Annotated in this window: 20 protein-coding genes; 6 read left to right on the top strand and 14 right to left on the bottom strand. The window is 53.3% G+C overall.

Annotation, left to right across the window (positions count from 1 at the left end):
* Nucleotides 1-71: 71 nt before the first annotated feature.
* From ispH to rnhA, 3 genes are all read left to right on the top strand, one after another.
* Nucleotides 72-1,016: a 4-hydroxy-3-methylbut-2-enyl diphosphate reductase gene (ispH, locus tag AB8881_10030; GenBank protein XDZ62876.1), complete on the top strand. Its 945-nt coding sequence runs from the start codon at nt 72-74 to the stop codon at nt 1,014-1,016.
* 7 nt (nt 1,017-1,023) lie between these two features.
* Nucleotides 1,024-1,986, top strand: coding sequence for a homoserine kinase (locus tag AB8881_10025; GenBank protein ID XDZ62875.1), 963 nt, complete (start codon nt 1,024-1,026; stop codon nt 1,984-1,986).
* Nucleotides 1,987-2,047: 61 nt separating this feature from the next.
* Nucleotides 2,048-2,497: a ribonuclease HI gene (gene rnhA, locus AB8881_10020; GenBank protein ID XDZ62874.1), complete on the top strand. Its 450-nt coding sequence runs from the start codon at nt 2,048-2,050 to the stop codon at nt 2,495-2,497.
* A gap of 68 nt (nt 2,498-2,565) precedes the next feature.
* On the opposite strand, the gene AB8881_10015 is transcribed toward rnhA, so the two are convergent.
* Both AB8881_10015 and AB8881_10010 read right to left on the bottom strand, forming a co-directional pair.
* Nucleotides 2,566-3,060 (bottom strand): peroxiredoxin, encoded by a 495-nt coding sequence (locus AB8881_10015; GenBank protein ID XDZ62873.1) that lies wholly within the window; start codon nt 3,058-3,060, stop codon nt 2,566-2,568.
* 91 nt (nt 3,061-3,151) lie between these two features.
* A complete protein-coding gene (locus AB8881_10010; GenBank protein ID XDZ62872.1) occupies nt 3,152-5,320 on the bottom strand; it encodes a protein-disulfide reductase DsbD family protein in 2,169 nt (722 codons plus the stop codon).
* A 96-nt stretch (nt 5,321-5,416) separates the two neighbouring features.
* Here AB8881_10010 and AB8881_10005 point away from each other — a divergent pair, with 96 nt between their 5' ends.
* Entirely contained in the window at nt 5,417-6,037 is a 621-nt protein-coding gene (locus AB8881_10005) for a YqgE/AlgH family protein (protein XDZ62871.1), read from the top strand.
* Here the strand turns inward: AB8881_10005 and AB8881_10000 are convergent.
* The 9 genes from AB8881_10000 to coxB all read right to left on the bottom strand — a co-directional run bounded on the left by AB8881_10000 (nt 6,034) and on the right by coxB (nt 14,576).
* Nucleotides 6,034-7,296, bottom strand: coding sequence for a M16 family metallopeptidase (locus tag AB8881_10000; protein ID XDZ62870.1), 1,263 nt, complete (start codon nt 7,294-7,296; stop codon nt 6,034-6,036). The genes AB8881_10005 and AB8881_10000 overlap by 4 nt on opposite strands.
* On the bottom strand, nt 7,293-8,702 hold the full coding sequence (thrC, locus tag AB8881_09995) for a threonine synthase (GenBank protein XDZ62869.1): 1,410 nt from the start codon (nt 8,700-8,702) through the stop codon (nt 7,293-7,295). Before thrC ends, AB8881_10000 begins: the two co-directional genes overlap by 4 nt.
* A 2-nt stretch (nt 8,703-8,704) precedes the next feature.
* Nucleotides 8,705-9,442 (bottom strand): SURF1 family protein, encoded by a 738-nt coding sequence (locus AB8881_09990; protein XDZ62868.1) that lies wholly within the window; start codon nt 9,440-9,442, stop codon nt 8,705-8,707.
* Between the two features lie 113 nt (nt 9,443-9,555).
* Nucleotides 9,556-10,341: a cytochrome c oxidase subunit 3 gene (locus AB8881_09985; protein XDZ62867.1), complete on the bottom strand. Its 786-nt coding sequence runs from the start codon at nt 10,339-10,341 to the stop codon at nt 9,556-9,558.
* A 54-nt stretch (nt 10,342-10,395) separates the two neighbouring features.
* A complete protein-coding gene (locus tag AB8881_09980) occupies nt 10,396-10,974 on the bottom strand; it encodes a cytochrome c oxidase assembly protein (protein XDZ62866.1) in 579 nt (192 codons plus the stop codon).
* On the bottom strand, nt 10,971-11,114 hold the full coding sequence (locus AB8881_09975; GenBank protein ID XDZ62865.1) for a hypothetical protein: 144 nt from the start codon (nt 11,112-11,114) through the stop codon (nt 10,971-10,973). Before AB8881_09975 ends, AB8881_09980 begins: the two co-directional genes overlap by 4 nt.
* Nucleotides 11,114-12,043: a heme o synthase gene (locus tag AB8881_09970; protein XDZ62864.1), complete on the bottom strand. Its 930-nt coding sequence runs from the start codon at nt 12,041-12,043 to the stop codon at nt 11,114-11,116. Before AB8881_09970 ends, AB8881_09975 begins: the two co-directional genes overlap by 1 nt.
* 34 nt (nt 12,044-12,077) lie before the next feature.
* Entirely contained in the window at nt 12,078-13,661 is a 1,584-nt protein-coding gene (ctaD, locus tag AB8881_09965) for a cytochrome c oxidase subunit I (protein XDZ62863.1), read from the bottom strand.
* Between the two features lie 21 nt (nt 13,662-13,682).
* Entirely contained in the window at nt 13,683-14,576 is an 894-nt protein-coding gene (gene coxB, locus AB8881_09960; GenBank protein XDZ62862.1) for a cytochrome c oxidase subunit II, read from the bottom strand.
* A gap of 328 nt (nt 14,577-14,904) precedes the next feature.
* On the opposite strand from coxB, the gene tldD reads away from it, so the two are divergent.
* Nucleotides 14,905-16,344, top strand: a complete 1,440-nt coding sequence (gene tldD / locus AB8881_09955) for a metalloprotease TldD (protein XDZ62861.1) — start codon at nt 14,905-14,907, stop codon at nt 16,342-16,344.
* A 31-nt stretch (nt 16,345-16,375) separates the two neighbouring features.
* Here tldD and AB8881_09950 read toward each other — a convergent pair whose 3' ends face one another.
* From AB8881_09950 to AB8881_09940, 3 genes are all read right to left on the bottom strand, one after another.
* On the bottom strand, nt 16,376-17,569 hold the full coding sequence (locus AB8881_09950) for an MFS transporter (protein XDZ62860.1): 1,194 nt from the start codon (nt 17,567-17,569) through the stop codon (nt 16,376-16,378).
* A 72-nt stretch (nt 17,570-17,641) separates the two neighbouring features.
* A complete protein-coding gene (locus tag AB8881_09945; GenBank protein ID XDZ62859.1) occupies nt 17,642-19,006 on the bottom strand; it encodes a glutamate--cysteine ligase in 1,365 nt (454 codons plus the stop codon).
* Nucleotides 19,007-19,076: 70 nt separating this feature from the next.
* Nucleotides 19,077-19,850: a 16S rRNA (uracil(1498)-N(3))-methyltransferase gene (locus AB8881_09940; GenBank protein XDZ62858.1), complete on the bottom strand. Its 774-nt coding sequence runs from the start codon at nt 19,848-19,850 to the stop codon at nt 19,077-19,079.
* A gap of 89 nt (nt 19,851-19,939) precedes the next feature.
* Between AB8881_09940 and ubiA the strand changes: the two genes are divergently transcribed.
* Nucleotides 19,940-20,872 (top strand): 4-hydroxybenzoate octaprenyltransferase, encoded by a 933-nt coding sequence (ubiA, locus tag AB8881_09935; protein ID XDZ62857.1) that lies wholly within the window; start codon nt 19,940-19,942, stop codon nt 20,870-20,872.
* Nucleotides 20,873-20,926 lie beyond the last annotated feature (54 nt).

The raw sequence follows: 20,926 nt of genomic DNA, 5'->3' as shown, positions 1-20,926 counted from the left end.
TTCCCAACATAAAGCTTTTTTTCCCGAACAGCAATTGACCTAAACACAGGAAATGGGCAACAACAATAGTTATGAAAACAAGTCCTAAAAAACTCACCATTGCCGCGCCGCGTGGTTTTTGTGCTGGCGTTGATCGCGCTGTTCGCATCGTTGAAGTCGCACTGGAAAAATTTGGCGCTCCGGTCTATGTGCGCCATGAAATTGTCCATAATAAAACGGTTGTTGACGGGCTGGCAGCTCAGGGCGCGGTGTTTGTTGACGAGCTGGATGAAGTGCCAGCCGATGCACCGGTTGTCTTTTCTGCGCATGGGGTTGCTCGCGCTGTTGTCGATGAGGCTGCCCGCCGCAATATGATCGCGGTCGATGCCACCTGCCCGCTGGTGACCAAAGTCCATATTGAAACCCGTCGCCATGCCGATAATCACCGTCATATTCTGCTGATCGGTCATGCTGGTCATCCCGAGGTTGAGGGCACAATGGGGCAGGTTAATCCTGAAGATGTGACCCTGATCGAAACGGTTGAGGATGCCCGCACGGTAACCCCGCCCGACGGCGCTGCGCTGGCTTTTGCGACGCAGACCACCTTGTCGGTTGATGACACGGCCGAGATTATTTCAGTGCTACAGTTCCGCTTTCCCGAAATTTCTGGCCCGCGCGGCGAGGATATCTGTTATGCCACCACAAACCGGCAAAAGGCGGTCAAGGATATTGCCGGTGCGGTTGATCTGATGCTGGTGATCGGTGCGGAAAATTCATCAAATTCCCAGCGTCTTGTCGAGGTTGCCAAGCTAGCCGGGGCAAAGGCTGCTATTTTGATCGCTGATAAACAGGCGATTGACTGGTCGCTTGTTGATGCGGCCGATCACATCGGATTATCGGCTGGTGCATCGGCACCTGAAAGCCTAGTTGAAGACGTGGTTGCCGCGCTTCGCCAGCGTTACCAGATTGACGTTAGTGAGCATGGCAAAATTCGGGAAACAATGAATTTCAAACTGCCATCCATTTTAGCAGGCTAGTGATTTTATGGCGGTTTACACAACAGTAGATGACCTGACTTTAGCCACGTTCTTGTCGGCCTATGATCTTGGCAACGTGCTCAGCTTTGCTGGCATTGCCGAGGGGGTTGAAAACTCCAATTATCTTCTGCGCACCGATAAAGCGCATTTCATTCTAACCTTGTATGAAAAGCGGGTCGATGCGGATGATTTGCCATTCTTCATGGAACTGATGACCCATCTTGCGGGCATGGGGATGAACTGCCCCCTGCCCGTTGCCGCACGTGATGGCAGCATTTTACAGGAATTGATGGGGCGGCCTTGTGCGGTTTTCTCATTTCTTGACGGCACCTCGTCGCGTTACCCGAACCGCGAGAAATGCCTTGCGCTTGGTGTCAGCCTTGCAACGATGCATCTTCACGCCAGCGGCATTACCCGCCGCCGGGCAAACGCGCTGGGCCCTGCATCATGGCAGTCACTGCTCGACAGCATTGGTGCGGGTGCCGATGAAATCACCCCCTCAATGCAGGAAATGGCGCAAAGCCGCCTGAGCTCTATCCTTGCTTCATGGCCGCAAGATTTACCGCAAGGCATCATCCATGCCGATTTATTCCCCAATAATGTGCTGTTCATCGGTGATAAGCTGACCGGACTGATTGATTTCTATTTTGCGTGCGAAGATATTTTTGCCTATGACATTGGCATCTGCCTGAACTCATGGTGCTTTGATGCTGATGGCAGTTTTAATCTGACAAAATCACGCGCGCTAATCCGCGGCTATCAGTCGGTACGCCCGCTTAGCGAGGCCGAAATTAATGCCATTCCGGTTTTGGCCGCCGGTTCGGCAATGCGGTTTTTCCTAACACGCGCCTATGACTGGCTCCACACACCAAAAGATGCGCTCGTCAGCCCGAAAGATCCGATGGAATATTGGTCGATACTGCGGTTTCATCAGTCCGTATCCGGCGTTGGCGCCTATGGTTTTGATTGATTATTCCCGCCAAGGTTGAATATCACACCTTGTCTACCCCAACCCCCAGAGGAGCCGTTAAATGCCGCAGGATGCCCCAGAACCGGTTGTAATCCACACTGATGGGTCATGCTTGTCAAATCCGGGTCCGGGCGGCTGGGCGGCGATTTTGCAATGGCAGGACAATGAGCGTGAGATCACCGGATCACAGGCCGATACGACAAATAACCGGATGGAATTGATGGCGGCGATCATGGGGCTGAATGCGGTCACGCGGCCGATGCTGGTCGATCTGCACACTGACAGCCGCTATGTGATGAACGGGGTTCAGGATTGGATGCCCCGCTGGAAGGCAAATGGCTGGAAGACCGCGGCAAAAAAGCCAGTCGCTAATCAAGATTTATGGCAGCAGTTAGACGAGGCTGTCGCGCGACATCAGGTGCGCTGGCATTGGGTCAAGGGGCATGCTGGCAATCCATTGAACGAACGTTGTGACATCCTCGCACGCGGCGCGGCAGAGGCCATCGCCTAAATCTGCATCGCCCAGATCTGCCCAAAAAAAGGGGGCCATAGGCCCCCTATAGTCCAAAGGTTAGCAATTTAGATATTGGCTAGAACATGCTCGGCGCTTGAGACTTCAAACGCCGCTGGCTCTTCCATGAAGATATGGGTCAGGATGCCCTTGTCAATTACCATTGCACAGCGAGTTGCACGTGCGCCCAATACTGGTCCATGGAAACGAATAATCCCAAGAGCGGTAGAGAACTCATGCAGCGGATCCGACAGCATGTCAATAATGCCTTCAGCCTTATTTTCCAACCCCCACGCCCGCATGACATGGGCATCATTAACCGCCAGACAGGCAATTTTGTCAAAGCCAGCTGCTTTTAATTTCTCTGCATTTTGAATATAGCCAGGCAAATGTTTAGCTGAACATGTTGACGTGAAAGCGCCCGGAAGTGCAAACATCACCACTCGGCAATCCTTGAAATAGTCGGTGGTTTCGATGGCATCAATACCATCTTCAGATTTCATTTGGATCGTTGCAGCTGGGATCTCTTGGCCAGGCTGAATAGTAGGATTTTCGTCAGTCATCGGATCGCCTTTTTTGGGAATATTAAGAACGTTTAAGAAGCTATCCCGTTATTTATACCGCAGACCTCAATCATGCAAGCCCAACAAGGTATCAGCGCGCCATGCCCGCCTTGATCAGCGCAGACTCGACCATATTGGCATTTAGCAATTCACCCAGCACTATGCCGTCATTTGCCTTGGGGCCATAGATAATATTGAACGGAATACCAAAGCGGCCATGACTTGCCAGAAAACTGGCAATGGCCGGATCAGGGCGCGTCCAGTCAGCCTTCAACATCACCAGCTTGTTTTCATTCGCCAGTGTTCTGAGCAGCGGGCCAATTGGTGCCGCCTCGAGAACCAGTGTCTTGTTAGCCTTGCAGGTAATGCACCAATCTGCGGTCACATCAACGAGCACTAGTTTACCCTGTTCCCGCGCAACAGCACTTGCCGCAGGCGACCATTGCTGCCAATCAATTCCTGCCATCTGCTGTTTAACTGCCGCTGGTGCTGGCAAGAACATCAGCCCCAAAAACAAGCCAAGGCTGGCGCATAGCATCATCAGCTTGATGCGGAACAGGATCGCCGCAAGCAGCAATATCAGCAACAAAAACACCAGCACTGCGGCCGTGCCGCCTTGTACGGTGAATAAAAGCCAGCCAAGCCATATCATTGTGATGATCAGCAATCCGGCAAGCGCGCGCTTTAACCAGACCATCCAATGGCCCGGGCGCGGCAACAACCCAACCAGAGCCGGAAATAACACAACCAGCCCCCACGGCGCGGCAAGCCCTGCGCCCATCGCCATAAAGACGGCAAAAAGCTGGGCCATATCGCCAGTCAGCGCCACCGTGACCGCGCTGCCAACAAACGGCGCCGAACAGGGCGTCGCCAGCAAGGTCGCCAGCATCCCCGCCATAAAATCACCGAATAGGACTGTGCCACGACCCGATCCACCATTATTGTGCCCAGCGCGCGCCGCGCCAGCCGATAAAAAAGCTGGCACCGGTAAAAAGAACCGGTCGAGCATATTCAGGGTAAACAGCCCCAGAACCAGCAGCATGGCCGTCAGAAATATCGGGCTTTGGAACTGAATGCCCCAGCCGATTTGTCCGCCAGCAAACCGCAACGCCGCTAATCCTGCGGCCAACAGGGCAAAGCTGGTAATGATGCCCATCGCCCCGGCACCAAACCGCAGCCTGACAAATCCACGGCTTTGACCAGAGGATTCGATAATCGCCGCCAGCTTGATCGCCAATACCGGCAAAACACATGGCATCAGGTTCAAGATCAATCCACCGAGAAACGCCAACGCGATAATAGTCCAGATTTTGCCGGGCTTGCCGTCACGATTGGCAGATGATGTTTCGGCAGAGGCGCCCACAACCATCTTACGCATTAAAAAATCATCACCGGCAACAACAGTCAGATCAAGCGCCTGTCCAGCCAGCGGGGCGCTCACATCACCCTCAAGCGCAATTACCGCAACATCGCCGTCAATGACCGGTTTCTTAAAAGCAATGCCGGGTGCGCCTTCAACAAAAATATCGTCAATCGACGATTGATCTGCGCGAAAGGCGGCCTTTAGCTGGGCGCCATCCTGCCACAGGGACGTGATCTCAAGAGATGAGGCGGCACCAAGGCGCGGCACTTTTGCTTGAAACTGGGCGATCGGCATTGCTATCAACGAGGGTTCAGCCGGCCCATCGGCCAGATCAAGTTGGACGTCACCAGCAAGCGGAACACATATATCAGCGCAAACCAGCGCTTCCAGCTGACCGCTGATCTGCACCGCCGCGCCCGGCATATGACCGCGAATCCCAACCGGCAAAATTACCGTTCCCGCATAGCCGAAATTATCAAACCCAAATGCATTAAACCGCTTTGGCACCGGCCATTCGATCTCGGTTTGCAGCACCTCACCGCTTGCCAGCCTTAAATCTAACTCTGGCGGCAATCCGGCTTCGCCAGGGGTGCGCCAGTATATTTTCCATCCGGGCGCCAGACGAAATTCCAACCCCAATGGCAATCGTTCCAGCTGACCAGTTCCGGTGACTGCACTGATCAACCGCGCTTGACCAAACGCCGGATCGCCAACCCAAGGGCCAGCCCCATCACTAGATTGCGCAGCCGCAGGCAGGGGCGCAGCAAGCAAAGCAGCTAGCGTGATAACGCCAAAAAGCCGCAGCAGAGATGATAAACGCAAACAACCAATCATCCGCCAGTACTGGTGCAAATTAGGCCGTTGCAATGATGGCTGAAATGAATGCGGCTTGATCATTTTTTAATCCAAATCCATATCAGCTGCGGCCAAGGCGTAATCTGGTGTGACATGGTTTTGCTTTACCTGTGATGGGATTGCTGTCTAATGTAGATAATGACGGCGAGAAAAGATACAAGCCAGAAAGGTGATCCTTTGCATTATGCGGCACGCTTTAGGACTGCCGCCAGCCTGCAAGGCCAGCTTCTCCTCGCCAGCCCCCATATCGACGATAGCCGCTTTCAACATAGTGTCATCATGATGTGCCAGCATGACCAAAGCGCGGCAATGGGCGTCGTGATCAACCGGAAAACTGACCAGCTTGACCTTGCGCGCCTCTGCAAAACATTGGAAATGGAGACGCCGCGCTTTCATGGTGATCAGCCGGTCTATATTGGCGGGCCGGTTGATACTACGCGCGGGTTTGTGCTGCATTCACAAGATCATATGCGGCCTGAAAGTGTTGCCCTTACCCATGATATCGGCCTGACCTCAAGTGTGAATATCCTTCGTGACATCATCAGCGGCACTGGCCCGCAACATTCTATTGTTTCGCTTGGCTATGCCGGATGGCACGCCGGCCAGTTAGAACAGGAAATGGCTGCCAATGTGTGGTTGAACCTGCCAGCAAGCAGCCATCTGTTATTCGGCATCAATAGTGATGATATGTGGGACAAGGCCTATGCAATGCTTGGCGTTGATCCTGCACATTATGTTAGCGAAGCTGGCAATGCCTAGGCCGCAAGCCGCGCCGCCAGATCAGCATTTGACATAACTTTCGAAGACGGCCCAACACATGCTATCGCTGGTGTGCCGCCAGCAATGAGATTGGCGGCCATCGTGGCAATCTGCTTGGCATCTATCTGGTCAATAGCCTCCAGCAATTCCGCATCAGATTGCGGGCGTCCAAACAGCATGATTTGACGCGCAAGCGCATCACTACAGCCCGAAACAGACTCGCGGCTCATCAATAGATTGGCGCGGATTTGGGCCTTTGCGCGCGCCACCTCATCATCACCCACGCCGCCTGCGACCGACGCTAACTCAGCCGCACAGACTGATAACATCTCATCAACCTGACCGGCTGATGTACCTGCATAAACAGAAAAGCTGCCGCCATCTGAATGCAATTGGGAAAATGAAAAAATCGAATAGCACAGCCCGCGTTTTTCACGAACCTGCTGAAATAACCGCGATGACATTCCGCCGCCATAAAGGGTCGATAGCGCCATCAGTGAAAACCGGTCGGCCATTGTGTCAATTTTAGCAGGCAGACCAAAGACGATATGTGACTGCTCAAGCTCGCGCGTTGCCAGCTTGCGGCCACCACCCCAAGGCGCGGCGTGGCGAACCGCCGATGTGGCATTACCGATATGACCAAGCCGTTGTTCAATCCGGCGCACAAGATCATCATGATCAACCGCCCCAGCAGCACAAACCAGCATTTGCCCGGCACCATAATGACGGCGCAAAAATGCGTCTAAATCCTGCTGCTGAAATGCCGAGACACTATCAACCGTTCCCAGAATGGGGCGTCCCAATGTATGGCCTTCGTAACAGGCCGCGGCAAACAAATCGAACACCAGATCATCCGGTGTATCAAGCGATTGCCCTATTTCCTGAATGATGACACCGCGCTCGCGTTCAATTTCCAATTCGGGCAGGGTCGATTCGGTCAGGATATCGGCAAGAATATCGACACCCAGATCGAGATGCTCGGGCAGCAGCCGTAAATAATAAGCGGTTTCCTCGCGGCTTGTGTGGGCGTTCATATAACCGCCGACATTTTCGACCTCGGTCGCGATCGTCTGCGCGTCACGCCGTTTGGTGCCTTTGAACGCCATATGTTCCAGCATATGGGCAATACCCTGTTCGTTATCGCCCTCATCGCGCGCACCGGCATTAACCCATATCCCAACTGACAAGGTGGCAGTGTGCGGCATTGCCCGTGTGGCGATTTTCAGACCGTTACCAAGTACCGTTACTGTTGTTGTCATGCGCTTCGCTTTCGTGCCAGCACCAGTGCCTTTACCGCATCTGCATCGGCGGAGACGGTCTGCATCTGTTCGGGTCTTGTCATCAGGTCAGCCATATGCGGCGGCAAAACAGGCTTTTCGCCGGTGGCGGTTTCAACCGCAGTTTCAAATTTTGCCGGATGCGCACAAGCGAGGCTGATAATCGGTATATCTGTTGGCACCGTGCCATCCGCATGAGCGCGCCGCGCCGCCGACAGCCCCACCGCACTATGGGGGTCGAGAACCATGCCATCATTTTTCGCGGTCGTGGCAATCTCGGCAATCGTGCCAGCATCATCCAACCGATAGGCAGAAAAAAGGCGATGAGCCCCGGCCATAACATCATTATCAAGGCTGAACTGGCCAGTCGTCGCAAAGTCATGCATCACCGATGCTGTCCTGCTGCCGTCACGGCCGAGCAGTTCGAACAACAACCGCTCAAAATTGCTCGAAACCTGAATATCCATTGATGGGCTCAGCGACGGCACAACGGCCTCACGCGCCATTGTTCCGGCCTCGAAAAACCGTGGCAGAATGTCGTTTTGGTTTGACGCGACGATCAGACGTTCGATCGGCAGCCCCATTTGCACCGCAGCATAGCCCGCAAAGACATTGCCAAAATTGCCGGTCGGCACCGAAAATGCGACTTTCTGTTCGGGCGCACCCAGAGCCAATGCCGATGAGAAATAATAGACAATCTGCGGCATTAACCGCGCCCAGTTAATCGAATTGACCGCTGACAGGTTAACCGCATCACGGAATTGATGATCGTTAAACAGGGTTTTGACAAGTGCCTGACAATCGTCAAAATCACCTTTTACCGAAACCGCAAAAGCGCCATCAGCAATCACCGATGTCATCTGGCGTTGTTGTACCGGCGATACGCGGCCATCGGGAAACAGAATAAACACATCTACCGATTTGCGCCCCTGAAATGCCTCAAGTGCGGCCGAACCAGTATCGCCACTGGTTGCGCCGAGAATGACCGCATGCTGGTTCTTCTTGGCCAATGCCCGGTCAAAAGCACGCGCCAAAAACTGCATCGCATAATCTTTAAAGGCAATCGTTGGGCCGTGAAACAGCTCTAATATGTGAATATTGTCATTTAGCTGCACCAATGGTGCGATTGCCGGATGATCAAACGCCGCATAGGCATCAGCGGCCATCGCACTTAATTCTGCTTCGCTGATTTCGCCATCGCAAAATGGTGCCATGATCCTGCCCGCAAGATCGGCATAAGAAAGGCCTCTCATCGCGGCGATTTCGTCCGAACTGAAACGCGGCCATTCCACCGGCAGATAAAGACCACCATCGCGGGCCAGACCGCTTAATAGCGCCTGCTCGAACCCTAGGGGGCCATCTTGTCCACGCGTGCTGATATAATCCATTTCTAATCCTTTTGGCCGCGTTTGAATTGCAACCGTCCCGCCTGATAATGGAACGCGATGTATACCCCGATTAAGGCCAGCGCAATACCATACCATGTTAACGCATAACTGAGGTGGGCATTCCTCAAATTCAGCTTTGTCTTGGCCGCAATTGGCAATGTCACAACGTCTGAGGTGCGCACAGCATCGGCATAAAATGCGTTGATAGCGGCAGCGTCCAGCCCCAGATGCTGGTTGATCTGGCCGGGGATTAGGGTAAACCAAAAGCCGTTATCAGGCTCGTTTTCCGGAACAAAATAGCCTTTAACCCCCGGACGGCGCAAAATCCCGGCAACCGAGGTTTTCCCATTAATTTGCGAAAAGCTGCGTTTGGCCGGATCACGGTAATCTTCAGATACCCAACCACGATTGATCAGGATCAACCGTCCATCATCCAGTTTAAATGGTGTTACGACATGAAAGCCGGCATTGCCTTCATAGGTGCGACCGGTCAGGAATATTTCCCGATCATGCAGAAACGCGCCCTCAAGTGACAGCCGCCGAAATTCAACATCGTCAAGGCCGGCATCTGCCGCCGGAACCGCGATGGCGGGGGCGGCCGCACGTGCCTCAAAGCTGGAAATCAGGTCATTTTTCCACTGCAGTCGCTGCAACTGCCATGATCCAAGCCCAACTAACACCAACAATGCTGGCAGGGATACAATCGTCAACCATAGAAACGGGCGGAATTTCATTGTCATACCTTCATGGCATCGCCATGTCAAAAAGGGCGCCAGCGCGTATTTACCCTAGCGCCGACACCCCGATTTTTTAAAATTCTAGCTGCAGACATTATGCCTGAAGCGGTTGATGATCAACCACCCCACCAGTAAACGGCGGCAAACAGGAACAGCCAAACAACGTCGACAAAGTGCCAGTACCATGCCGCAGCCTCAAATCCAAAATGCTGATCAGCAGTAAAATGACCAGCACGGCCACGGAACCAGCAGACTGCCAGAAACAACGTACCAACAAGAACATGAAAGCCATGAAATCCGGTCGCCATGTAAAAGACTGACGGATAAATACCATCGGTAAACCCAAACTCTGCATGGCTGTACTCAATCGCCTGCAAGCCGGTGAAAAGCGCGCCCAGCACAATGGTCATAGCAAGGCCGGTCATGAAATCCTTACGGTTGCCATGCTGTAACGCATGATGCGCCCATGTGACTGTACACCCCGATAAAAGCAAAACCAATGTGTTGATCAATGGCAGGTCAAACGGATCAAAAGTGATGATGCCTTCTGGCGGCCATACCCCGTCATTCGGATAAATGGCGCGATCAAAGAACGCCCAGAAAAACGCGACAAAGAACATCACTTCTGACGTGATGAACAGCATCATGCCGTAACGCATACCAATCTGAACGATCGGCGTATGGTGTCCCTGATATTCGGCCTCGCGGATAATGTCGCGCCACCACATGAACATGGTTGCCAAAACCAGCGCAAATCCAAGTCCCAAAACAGCAACTCCATAGGCCACTTCATGCATATACATGACACCGCCAACTGCCGCGGTAAAGGCTGCGGCCGACCCGACCGCTGGCCATGGGCTTGCTTCTACTAGATGATAGGGGTGTTTATTTGCACCACTCATGTTCGTCTCCTCAAAATCTGGCTGGTAATGTTTTATCCAGCCACCTCTCCTCGATTATTGCGTGCGACTCTTAGCCGAGTTGCTCTCAAGTGCCGGGAAAAATGTGTATGACAGGGTTATTTCCCGAATGTCATTAGCATTTTCATCCGTCACAATTTCTGGGTCGACAAAAAACCGTACTGGCATGTCGACAGATTCTCCGGGCTGTAATGTCTGTTCGATAAAACAAAAACAATCCAGCTTCATAAAAAATGGGCCCGCTTTGACCGGCGTTACATTGAATGTAGAGGTGCCGGTGCTGGGCACATCGCCCATATTTGTGGCGCGGTAATTAATGACCACTTCCTCACCCGGGTTTAACGTTACTTTCCGATCAACTGGAACAAATTTCCAGTTCAATGACGGGTTCACATTCGCATCAAAGCGCACATCAACCGGATAATCGGCCACAATCTGACTAGAGCTTTGATCGGCAACCTGCGTCGTGCCGCCATAGCCGGTCACTTTGCAAAACAGCTGATAAAGCGGCACTGATGCATAGGATAGGCCAACCATACCCGCCACCAGAATACCCAAAATGGCCAAGGTGCGGCGATTACCGTTCGGTGCGGCCATGCTGGATCGCGCGATCATGTTGCACCGCCAATCTTTACCAAGGTCAGCACATAAAACAGCAGAACCAATCCGCCAATTACCGCAAGCAGCGCAAGATTACGCTTTTTGCGCATCTGCTGCATTTCGGTTGCGGTCTTTGGCTGACGGCGACGTTCCATCAGGCCGCTCCCGCCAGATAGCCAAGAATAGCATGGTCAATCACCAGCCCTAGGAACAGCAGGAACAGATACAAGATTGAATAGGCAAACAGGCGCATTGCGTGTTTGTGATCGCCGGTTTTATATAGGTGCACGCTCATCCCAACAAACAGCGCTCCAGCGATGCTGGCAATAACGCCATAACCGACAGACGCCATACCAATAAATGACGGCACAACGGCCAGTGGTGCCAGCAGAACCGCATAGATTACAATCTGACGACGTGTTTCCAAGGCCCCCGCCACGACCGGCAGCATCGGCACATTAGCGGCCTTATAATCGTCATTTTTAACCAGTGCCAGCGCCCAGAAATGCGGCGGTGTCCAAATAAAGATAATGGCAAATAGTAACAATGGCTCGATTGACAGGCTGCCGGTAACCGCGGCCCAGCCAATCACGGGTGGCAAGGCGCCCGCCGCACCGCCGATAACGATGTTTTGCGGTGTACTGCGCTTCAGCCAGACAGTATAGACAACAGCATAAAAGAAAATGGTAAAGGCAAGCAGCCCCGCGGCCAGCCAATTTGCCGCAAGACCAAGCAACAAAACAGATAGCGCCGAGATAACCAAACCCATGGTCAGCGCTTCGGCAGGCGCCATAACACCGGCTGGAATAGGCCGGGTTTTGGTGCGGGTCATGATCGCGTCGATATCACGGTCATACCATTGATTGATTGCACCCGACGCACCCGCCCCGGCGGCAATCGCAAACAGCGAGATCGCAAACACCAACGGATGCACGGCACCCGGTGCCACATACATGCCAGCAAAGCCTGTGAAAATGACCAGGCTCATCACCCGTGGTTTCAACAGTGACCAAAAATCGGCAACCGACGGCTCAAACAAGCCGTCGGTGTCGTTGATCATGTGCTGGTTTGATGTAACAGCCATCAAAATGCCTTTCAAAAACGGGCTATGCCCTACCTTACTTGACCTTCGGCAATTCGTCGAAGGTGTGGTACGGCGGAGGTGACGCAACTTGCCATTCCAGTGTTGTTGCCCCTTCACCATATGGGTTCGCTTCGGCCCGGCGCTTTGCCATGAAGGCCTCAACAATCACCACAAGGAACAGGATTGCACCAAAAGCACCGATGTAAGAGCCAATTGACGCCACCATGTTCCAGCCAGCAAACGCGTCCGGATAGTCAATATAGCGACGCGGCATACCAGCAAGGCCAAGGAAGTGCATTGGGAAGAAGGTGAGGTTGACGCCGATAAAGGTGACATAGAAATGCAGCTTGGCAAGGCCTTCTGAATATTCGTAACCGGTCATTTTTGAGAACCAGTAATAGAATCCAGCAAAAAGGCCAAACACTGCGCCAAGCGACAAGACGTAGTGGAAGTGGGCGATCACATAATAGGTGTTATGCAAAACTACATCCAGACCGGCGTTTGACAAGACCACGCCTGTCACACCACCAACGGTAAACAGGAAGATAAAGCCAATCGCCCATAGCATCGGAACGCGGAAGGTGATTGAACCACCCCACATGGTCGCGATCCATGAGAAGATTTTCACCCCTGTTGGCACCGCAATGACCATGGTCGCAGCGGTGAAATAGGCACGCGTATCGACGCTAAGGCCAACCGTATACATATGGTGCGCCCAGACCACAAACCCGACGACACCAATTGCCACCATTGCATAGGCCATACCGAGATAGCCAAAGACCGGCTTTTTCGAAAAGGTCGAGATGATATGACTGACGATGCCAAACGCTGGCAAAATCATGATGTAAACTTCGGGGTGGCCAAAGAACCAGAACAGGTGCAAGAACAGGATCGGATCACCGCCACCTTCAGGGATAAAGAAGGTTGTGCCAAAGTTACGGTCGGTCAACAGCATAGTGATCGCACCAGCAAGAACCGGAACCGCCAACAGCAGCAAGAATGCCGTGATAAGCATTGCCCAAGCGAACAATGGCATCTTGTGCAATGTCATGCCCGGAGTACGCATGTTAAAGATCGTAGTGATAAAGTTCGCCGCGCCCAGAATTGAGGACACACCAGCAAGGTGAAGCGAGAAAATCGCCAGATCCATCGACATACCCGGCGTGCCGGCTGTTGATGACAATGGTGGATAGATTGTCCAGCCAACACCAGCACCGCCATCCATCACCGCTGATAACAACAAGAGGATAAATGCCGGTGGCAACAGCCAGAAGCTGATATTGTTCATTCGCGGAAACGCCATGTCCGGCGCGCCAATCATAATCGGCACGAACCAGTTACCAAAGCCGCCAATCAGACCCGGCATCACCACAAAGAAGACCATGATCAGGCCATGTGCAGTGGTAAACACGTTCCAAACATGGCCACTATCCATATATTGAACGCCCGGATTCATAAGCTCCATGCGCATATAGACAGACAGGCCACCACCGATAAAGGCCGCCAGAATAGCGAAGACCAAATACATGGTACCAATATCTTTGTGGTTAGTTGAATAAAGCCAACGACGCACAAAACTTGAAGGGGCGCCGTGATCAGCGTGGGCTTGAGCACTCATTTGTAAATCCTCTTCGCTTAATTATTTGGCTGATGCCAAAGTAACTTCTGTTTGCGCAGGAACGACCTCGTTCGACGCAAATTCTTTTTTGGCATTGGCCAGCCAAGCGGCGTATTCAGCCTTTGGCAGGGCCTTTACCTCGATCGGCATATAGGCGTGGTTTACGCCGCAAATCTGGTTGCATTGGCCGTAATAGGTCTGGCCGCCAACCGGCACGTCAATCCAGGCTTCGTTCGTGCGGCCGATAAAGGCGTAAATCTGCACTGCAAGTGACGGCACAAAGAACGAATGCATCACGTCATTACCGGTGATCAGCAGTTTGATCCGGGTGCCTTCTGGCACGACCATCGGGTTGTCGACGGTCAATAGGCGCGGCTGGCCGGGCTTTAGATTAGCCTCATCCACCATATAGCTGTCAAAGGCGATGCCTTCGTCGGGGTAGCTGTAGTTCCAGTACCACTGATTCCCAGTAACCTTGATCACCATATCGGTTTCGTTTGTGCGGTCCATGTAATAGAGCAAACGGAATGACGGAACCGCAATGCCAACAAGGATCAGAACCGGAATGACCGTCCACAGGATTTCGATCACGGTGTGATGCGATGTCTTTGACGGGTTTGGGTTACGGCTCGCACGGAAACGCACACCGACATAAATCAGCAAAGCGAGGACAAACAGCGAAATGAGCGTTATGACCACCAGCAATAGATTATGCAGGTCAGTCGCCATCTCAGCGAGTGATCCCGCCGGTGGCTGTAGATCCATCTGCCACGGCACGGGCGCTGCTGCCATAGCCGCGCCAGTCGCACTCAAAGCCAGCGCAACACCACCACATAAAACACCGGCGAGTTTAGCTGCCTTGCGTCCCGAAAGAAACTGCGCGAGTAGCGCATTGAATTTGGCCAAAATTGGCATGGATTCCTCTCCCAAAATTCGTCATCTGTCGTTCAAAATCATCTGGTCAGGTGGCACAGGCGACAGACCTACCCACCGAACCGGATTTGTTTAGACTGTTTGGGCTGAATAGAAAAGCCCCATGCGGCAGCCTGTCGCTATAATTTTTAACTTTTTTCCCTTTTTCGCCGTAAAATCTGACTTGCCACCGGCCATGACTGAAATGAAGCCAAGCTCAAGCCTTGAATTTCATCGCAAACAAGCCCATCATCTCTATCATCGAAGGTTTGGCCGGGTGCATCCACCCGAGTCATATCATTTACGTTAACCTGTCTGGTCAGGATGGATCATGGATCTGCTTCAGCAAACCGACGAACTGTTTTTTACCCGCACCAATCTAGATTTGCAGCGCACTGGCAAAATTGTCCGTGATGCGCTGTCTGGTGGTGATGATGGCGAATTATTTCTCGAAATGCGTCATGCAGAAATGCTGGCCTTTGATGATGGCCGCCTGAAAACAGCCAGTTACGACCAGTCAAGCGGGTTTGGCCTTCGTGCGGTGGCTGGTGAGGCGCATGGCTATGCTCATGCTGGCGAATTGTCTGAAGCTGCGCTGAAACGCGCTGCCGACAGTGTATCAGCCGTCACCAAGGGCTATAGCGGGAACGCGGCACTGGCCCCTAGCGCGGGTGCAAACAATCCACTTTATTCAGATCAAAACCCGCTGAATGCGACGTCGTTTGACACTAAAATCAAACTTTTGCAGGAAATTGACGCCTATGCCCGCGATTCGGATTCGCGGGTCAAGCAGGTCAGCGCCAGCCTTGCCGGATCATGGCAGGCCGTCCAGATCATGCGTGCCGACGGTATTCGGGTTGCTGATATCCGCCCCTTGGTGCGGATCAATATCTGGATTGCCGTCGAACAGAACGGCCGGATGGAATCGGGCGGTGCTGGTGCTGGTGGTCGGGTTATGCTCGATCAGTGGCTAACGCCGGAAAGCTGGCAATCTCAGGTCGATGAGGCATTGCGGATTGCCGTTTTAAATTTGCAATCCGTGCCGACACCTGCCGGGGAAATGGAAGTTGTGCTTGGCGCAGGCTGGCCGGGCGTGATGCTGCATGAGGCCGTTGGCCACGGGCTTGAAGGCGATTTCAACCGCAAAGGCACCTCGGTGTTCAGTGGCCGGATTGGCCAACAAGTTGCCTCAAAGGGCGTGACAGTCATTGATGACGGCACCATTGCCGACCGGCGCGGCTCGATCACCGTCGATGATGAGGGCACCCCAAGCCGGCGCAATGTGTTGATCGAAGATGGCATCTTGAAAGGCTATATGCAGGATCGTCAGAACGCCCGCCTTATGGGCGTTGACGCAACCGGCAATGGACGGCGCGAATCATATGCACACGCGCCAATGCCGCGGATGACCAACACCTATATGGAAAATGGCGATGCTGATCCGCAAGAGATTGTTGCCTCAATGAAAAAGGGCATTTACGCGGTCAATTTTGGCGGCGGTCAGGTCGATATCACCTCTGGCAAATTCGTCTTTTCGGCGGCCGAGGCCTATCTTGTTGAAAATGGCAAGATCGGTGCGCCGGTGAAAGGGGCGACGCTAATCGGCAATGGCCCTGACGCCATGTCAAAGATTACCATGATCGGCAATGACACCAAGCTGGATAGTGGCATTGGCACGTGCGGCAAGGCGGGACAAAGCGTTCCGGTCGGCGTCGGCCAGCCAACGGTGAAAATGGGCGGCGTTACGGTCGGTGGCACCGAAGCCGCTTAAGCGCAACAGCACCGAACCGCTGACGCCCGATTTAGGCTGAACGTACCTGTGGACGCCGCTTAAGCACGAAAACAACGCCTAACAAAACCGCGGTGATGCCAGCGCCAAAAGCGAACGGGTAATGCGATCCACCCAGCTGGTATAACGGGCCAGCCAGAACCAGACCGGCGACCTGCCCAAGCGAAGCAAACCCCTGAACGGTGCCAAGCGCGCCGCCCATGGTGGTTTTACCGGCGGCATTACTCGCCGCGGCTGATAATGCCGGATTGCTAAAGCCAAAGCCAAAACAGACCGCGGTTGTTGTCAAGACGATCTGCGCCAGCGGATAGGTGTTACCAAGCATGAAACCAAGTGACAAAAGCACCGTGATCACCTGCCCAAACACCAGCATGCTGGCACCAAATCCAACCGTGCCAACCTCGCCTAAATAGCGCACCGCAACATTGATTAATCCGGCCTGAACAAGAACAATGCAGACACCAATATAGGTAAACAGCCAGCCGGTTTGCTTTGCCCCAAAGCCAAGATAGTCACGAAGCAGCAGGATGTAGCTGGCCTCTACCTGCGCAAATGACAGGTTCAGACAGAAAAACGCCAGCGCATAGAGCGCCAATTCACTGCGAAGAACCGTTCTTAACCGCGCTCCAAGCGGCGCTGTTGGTGCTTTTTGTGCTGGGGCAGCCGCCGCACTCTCGCTCAATCGCATCGACAGTATGAACGCAATCACACCAAACCCGGCAGCCAGCAAAAATGGTGCCTGATGAAGTGGCCCATCGCCTAATCCGCTAAACAGCCCGCCAAGCGCCGGTCCAGCAACAAAGCCAGTTCCGATTGCCGCCCCAAACAGCCCCATATAGCGGGCCCGATCCTTGGCCTCGACGCGGTCGGCAATCATTGCCTGAATGACGCCTGTATTGCCCGCTGCAAGACCAGCCAGAATTCGCGCCGCAAACATATGGACAATATCATCCGACAAGGCAAACCAGATATGCGCCATAACATTCACCGCGAGGCTGAACATTAGAACCGGGCGCCGCCCAACATGATCAGACAAACGACCAAGAAGCGGATTTGATAAAAACATCGCAAAGGCAAATGATGCCAACAGCAATGTCATCACCGTTGCCGACAGGCCAAGGGTTTCAATTACCGTGTAGGGCAAAACCGGAATAAGCGCGCCAATACCAACAAAATTGATAAACACCACAAGCAATAAAACAGGCATATGAAAGATCCTTATGGTGCGGCCAAGACTATCTTCAGCACGCTGTTTTACGGCGCCGATCGTTGCCGGGCGCTAATACTGGTTTGATGTGAAAACCTGATCAATATCTTCTGCCCAGTCACCATGATAGAGGTCAAGCATGACTTCGGCTGGGGTTTTTTGCGTTGCGATCACCTGGCGTAAAGGCTGAAGGAAGCCACTTTCATCATTGCCGCCATCATCGAAAATACCGCGATTACGCAAACCCATTGATGCGATATCAACCGTCCTTTTGGCCAGATCATAGACATCATGCGCGCCAAGCTTGCCGCCAAGTCCATCCTTTGCCACAGACAGCCGCGCCGCCATCACATCATCAGGGCCAATATCGCCGACGAGTGCCTCGGCCTCGGCCAACGCATCGTCGCAATATAATAGTCCGACCCAATAGGCCGGAAGCGCGCAAATATTCGCCCAAGACCCGCTATCTGCGCCCCGCATTTCAAGATATTGCTTTAGCCGCGCCTCGGGAAACGCCGTGGTGATATGATCTTCAAAATCGGCCATTACTGGCGGCTCACCCTCAAATCCAGCAAGCGTTCCGGCCAGATAATCGCGGAAAGATTTGCCCGCTACATCAATATAATCTTCGCCGCGATGCAGAAAATACATCGGCACATCAAGAATATAGTCAATCCATTGTTCATAGCCGAAATTGGCATCAAAAACACACGCTGGCACACCGCAGCGCGCATTATCAGTATCAGTCCAGACATGGGCCCGGCTCGACAAAAAGCCAGACGGCTTGCCATCTTTGAATGGTGAATTGGCAAATAGCGCCGTTGCCACCGGTTGCAATGCAAGCGAGGTGCGGAATTTGCGCCGCATATCGGCCTCATCCGCATAGTCGAGATTAACCTGAACCGTACAGGACCGAAGCATCATATCCAGCCCCATCGTACCAACCTTGGGCATATAATCGCGCATAATCCGGTATCGGCCCTTTGGCATCCATGAAATATCGTCACGGCCCCATTTTGGCTGAAACCCGATGCCAAGCATTCCAACCCCAAGCGCCGACGAAACTGCCCGCATATGACGCAAATGCCGCCCGGTCTCGGCGCAGGTCTGGTGCAGATTGGCCAAGGGCGCGCCAGATAATTCTAATTGCCCCCCCGGTTCCAACGAAACCGATCCACCATCGCCATCTTTCAGGCCAATGATTTTACCCTTTTCGATGATTGGCGTGGCCTTGTCGCCGATGCGTTTGCACAGCGCGTGAAGCATTGCCTCGACGCCGCTATCACCCTCATAGGCAACCGGCCGCAGGCTATCGCGGTGAAACAGGAATTTCTCATGCTCGGTTCCGATGCGCCAATCAGCAGACGGTTTTGCGCCTTTGGCGATCCAGTCAACAAGCTGTCCGACATCTGTGATGATCGTGCTATTGTTTGCCATGCGGTATCCCCCCTGCATTCAAGCCATCGTGAAACAAATCACCCTAGCCGGTTTCAGCCAGACAAAATGCCTAGCTTTGCCAATCTCCACAAATTGACTGGTAACAAGAAAGCGCCGAAATAGCGGCGGTATCGGCCCGCAATATGCGCGGCCCCAGAGAAATTTTCAAACAATTATTTCGCGCTTGCAAATAGGCTCGCTCGGCCGCGGAAAACCCGCCCTCGGGCCCAATCAGAATAGCCGCCTTATCATGCGGCGGTGCGGCGGCAAGCGCGGCAGTGATGTTTAATGATGGATGTCCGGCGCTGGCCTCGTCACACCAGATCAACAGCCGGTCATCCTCGCAGCTGGCAAGCGCTTCATCGAGACCGGTAAAGGGCCAGATTTCGGCAATATCCAGCCGCTCAGTCTGTTCGGCAGCCTCGATTGCATTTGCCGCCAGCCGGTCGTCATTGACCCGACTGATCTGGCAATAATCAGTTCGAACAGGCCAGATAACCCGGACGCCCAATTCACTGGCTTTTTGCGCGATAAAATCCAGCCTTGCCTTTTTGACCGGCGCGAATAACAGCCATAAATCGCGGCAATAAACCTGCTCTCGCCGCTGGGCGCCAATGGTAATCGAACATTGTTTTTTCGCCGCCTGCGAAATAACCGCCGCAAATTCGCCATCTGCACCGTTAAAAACAGCGATCACCGCGCCAACACCAAGACGAAGCACAGTCAACAAATAGTGCATTTGATCGGATGGCAGCTCGATGATGGCGCCGTCTGCAAGCGGCGCATCCACAAAAAGACGTGCTTTGATGTCTGTTTGACCCATACTGTGATATGTACTGCTCATTATCCGCCGTGACAAGCTATCTCGTGATAGACAATCTCATGACGAATCACTTTTGCTTTTTACCGTTCAATTCGCTAATGACTAATGGCATGGTTAACAACTCAGTGAAAACTCATACCGATATCCGGTCACATGGCTGGTGGCGTTGGCTGCCCCCAATATCGCACCCTTATATCTATATATCACGGCTTGACCGTCCAATTGGCTGGTGGCTGTTATTACTGCCGGGCTGGTGGGCCATTGCTCTTGGCGCGCCCGGCTTTATCAGCAAAATTTGGTTCATGCTGTTGTTTTTGATTGGCGCGATTGTCACGCGGGCAGCTGGCTGCATCATCAATGATATGTGGGATCGCAACCTTGACCAGATGGTCGCCCGCACAAGCGCACGCCCGCTGGCCGCCGGCACCATGTCGATGCAGCAAGCCAGCCTTTTTTTGATCGCGCTTGGGCTGACTGGCCTGCTGGTTTTAGTTCAATTACCGATTCTGGCGGTTTATGTCGGCTTAGCGGCAACGCCGCTGGTGATACTCTACCCCCTTGCCAAACGCGTGACATGGTTTCCGCAATTCGTTCTGGGGCTGACATTTTCATGGGGCGTTTTTCTGGGCTGGACCGCCGTTACCAACAGCCTGCCAGATTTATCCCTAATCCTGATCTATGCGGGCTGTGCTGCTTGGGTGTTCGGCTATGACACCATCTACGCAGTTCAGGACATAGATGATGATAAAAAGGTCGGGGTGAAATCATCCGCCCTCGCGCTTGCCAGCAACATAAAGGCCGGTGTCGGGACGGCCTATTGTTTGGCCGTCCTGCTGATTGCGGCTGGCCTGTTATTGCATGACCCGCAACCGGTTTTTACCGGATGGCTGGGTCTTGCTGCAATGGCGCTGCATCTTGGCAACCAGATACGAATGGTGCGGATTGATGATGCTGTGCTGGCACTCGCTTTATTCAAATCAAATCGTAATGCCGGGCTGTGGCTCGTTGCTGGTCTTATGCTTGACCGGCTGTTTGTGAGTTAATTGACGAGGCGCTGGCAAAGGCGCTGGCAAAGTCACCGGCAACGGCACCGGCAA

The organism is Alphaproteobacteria bacterium LSUCC0396, from assembly GCA_041228345.1.
GTDB lineage: Bacteria > Pseudomonadota > Alphaproteobacteria > Puniceispirillales > Puniceispirillaceae > UBA3439.
This window is presented reverse-complemented; position numbering and strand designations above follow the sequence as displayed.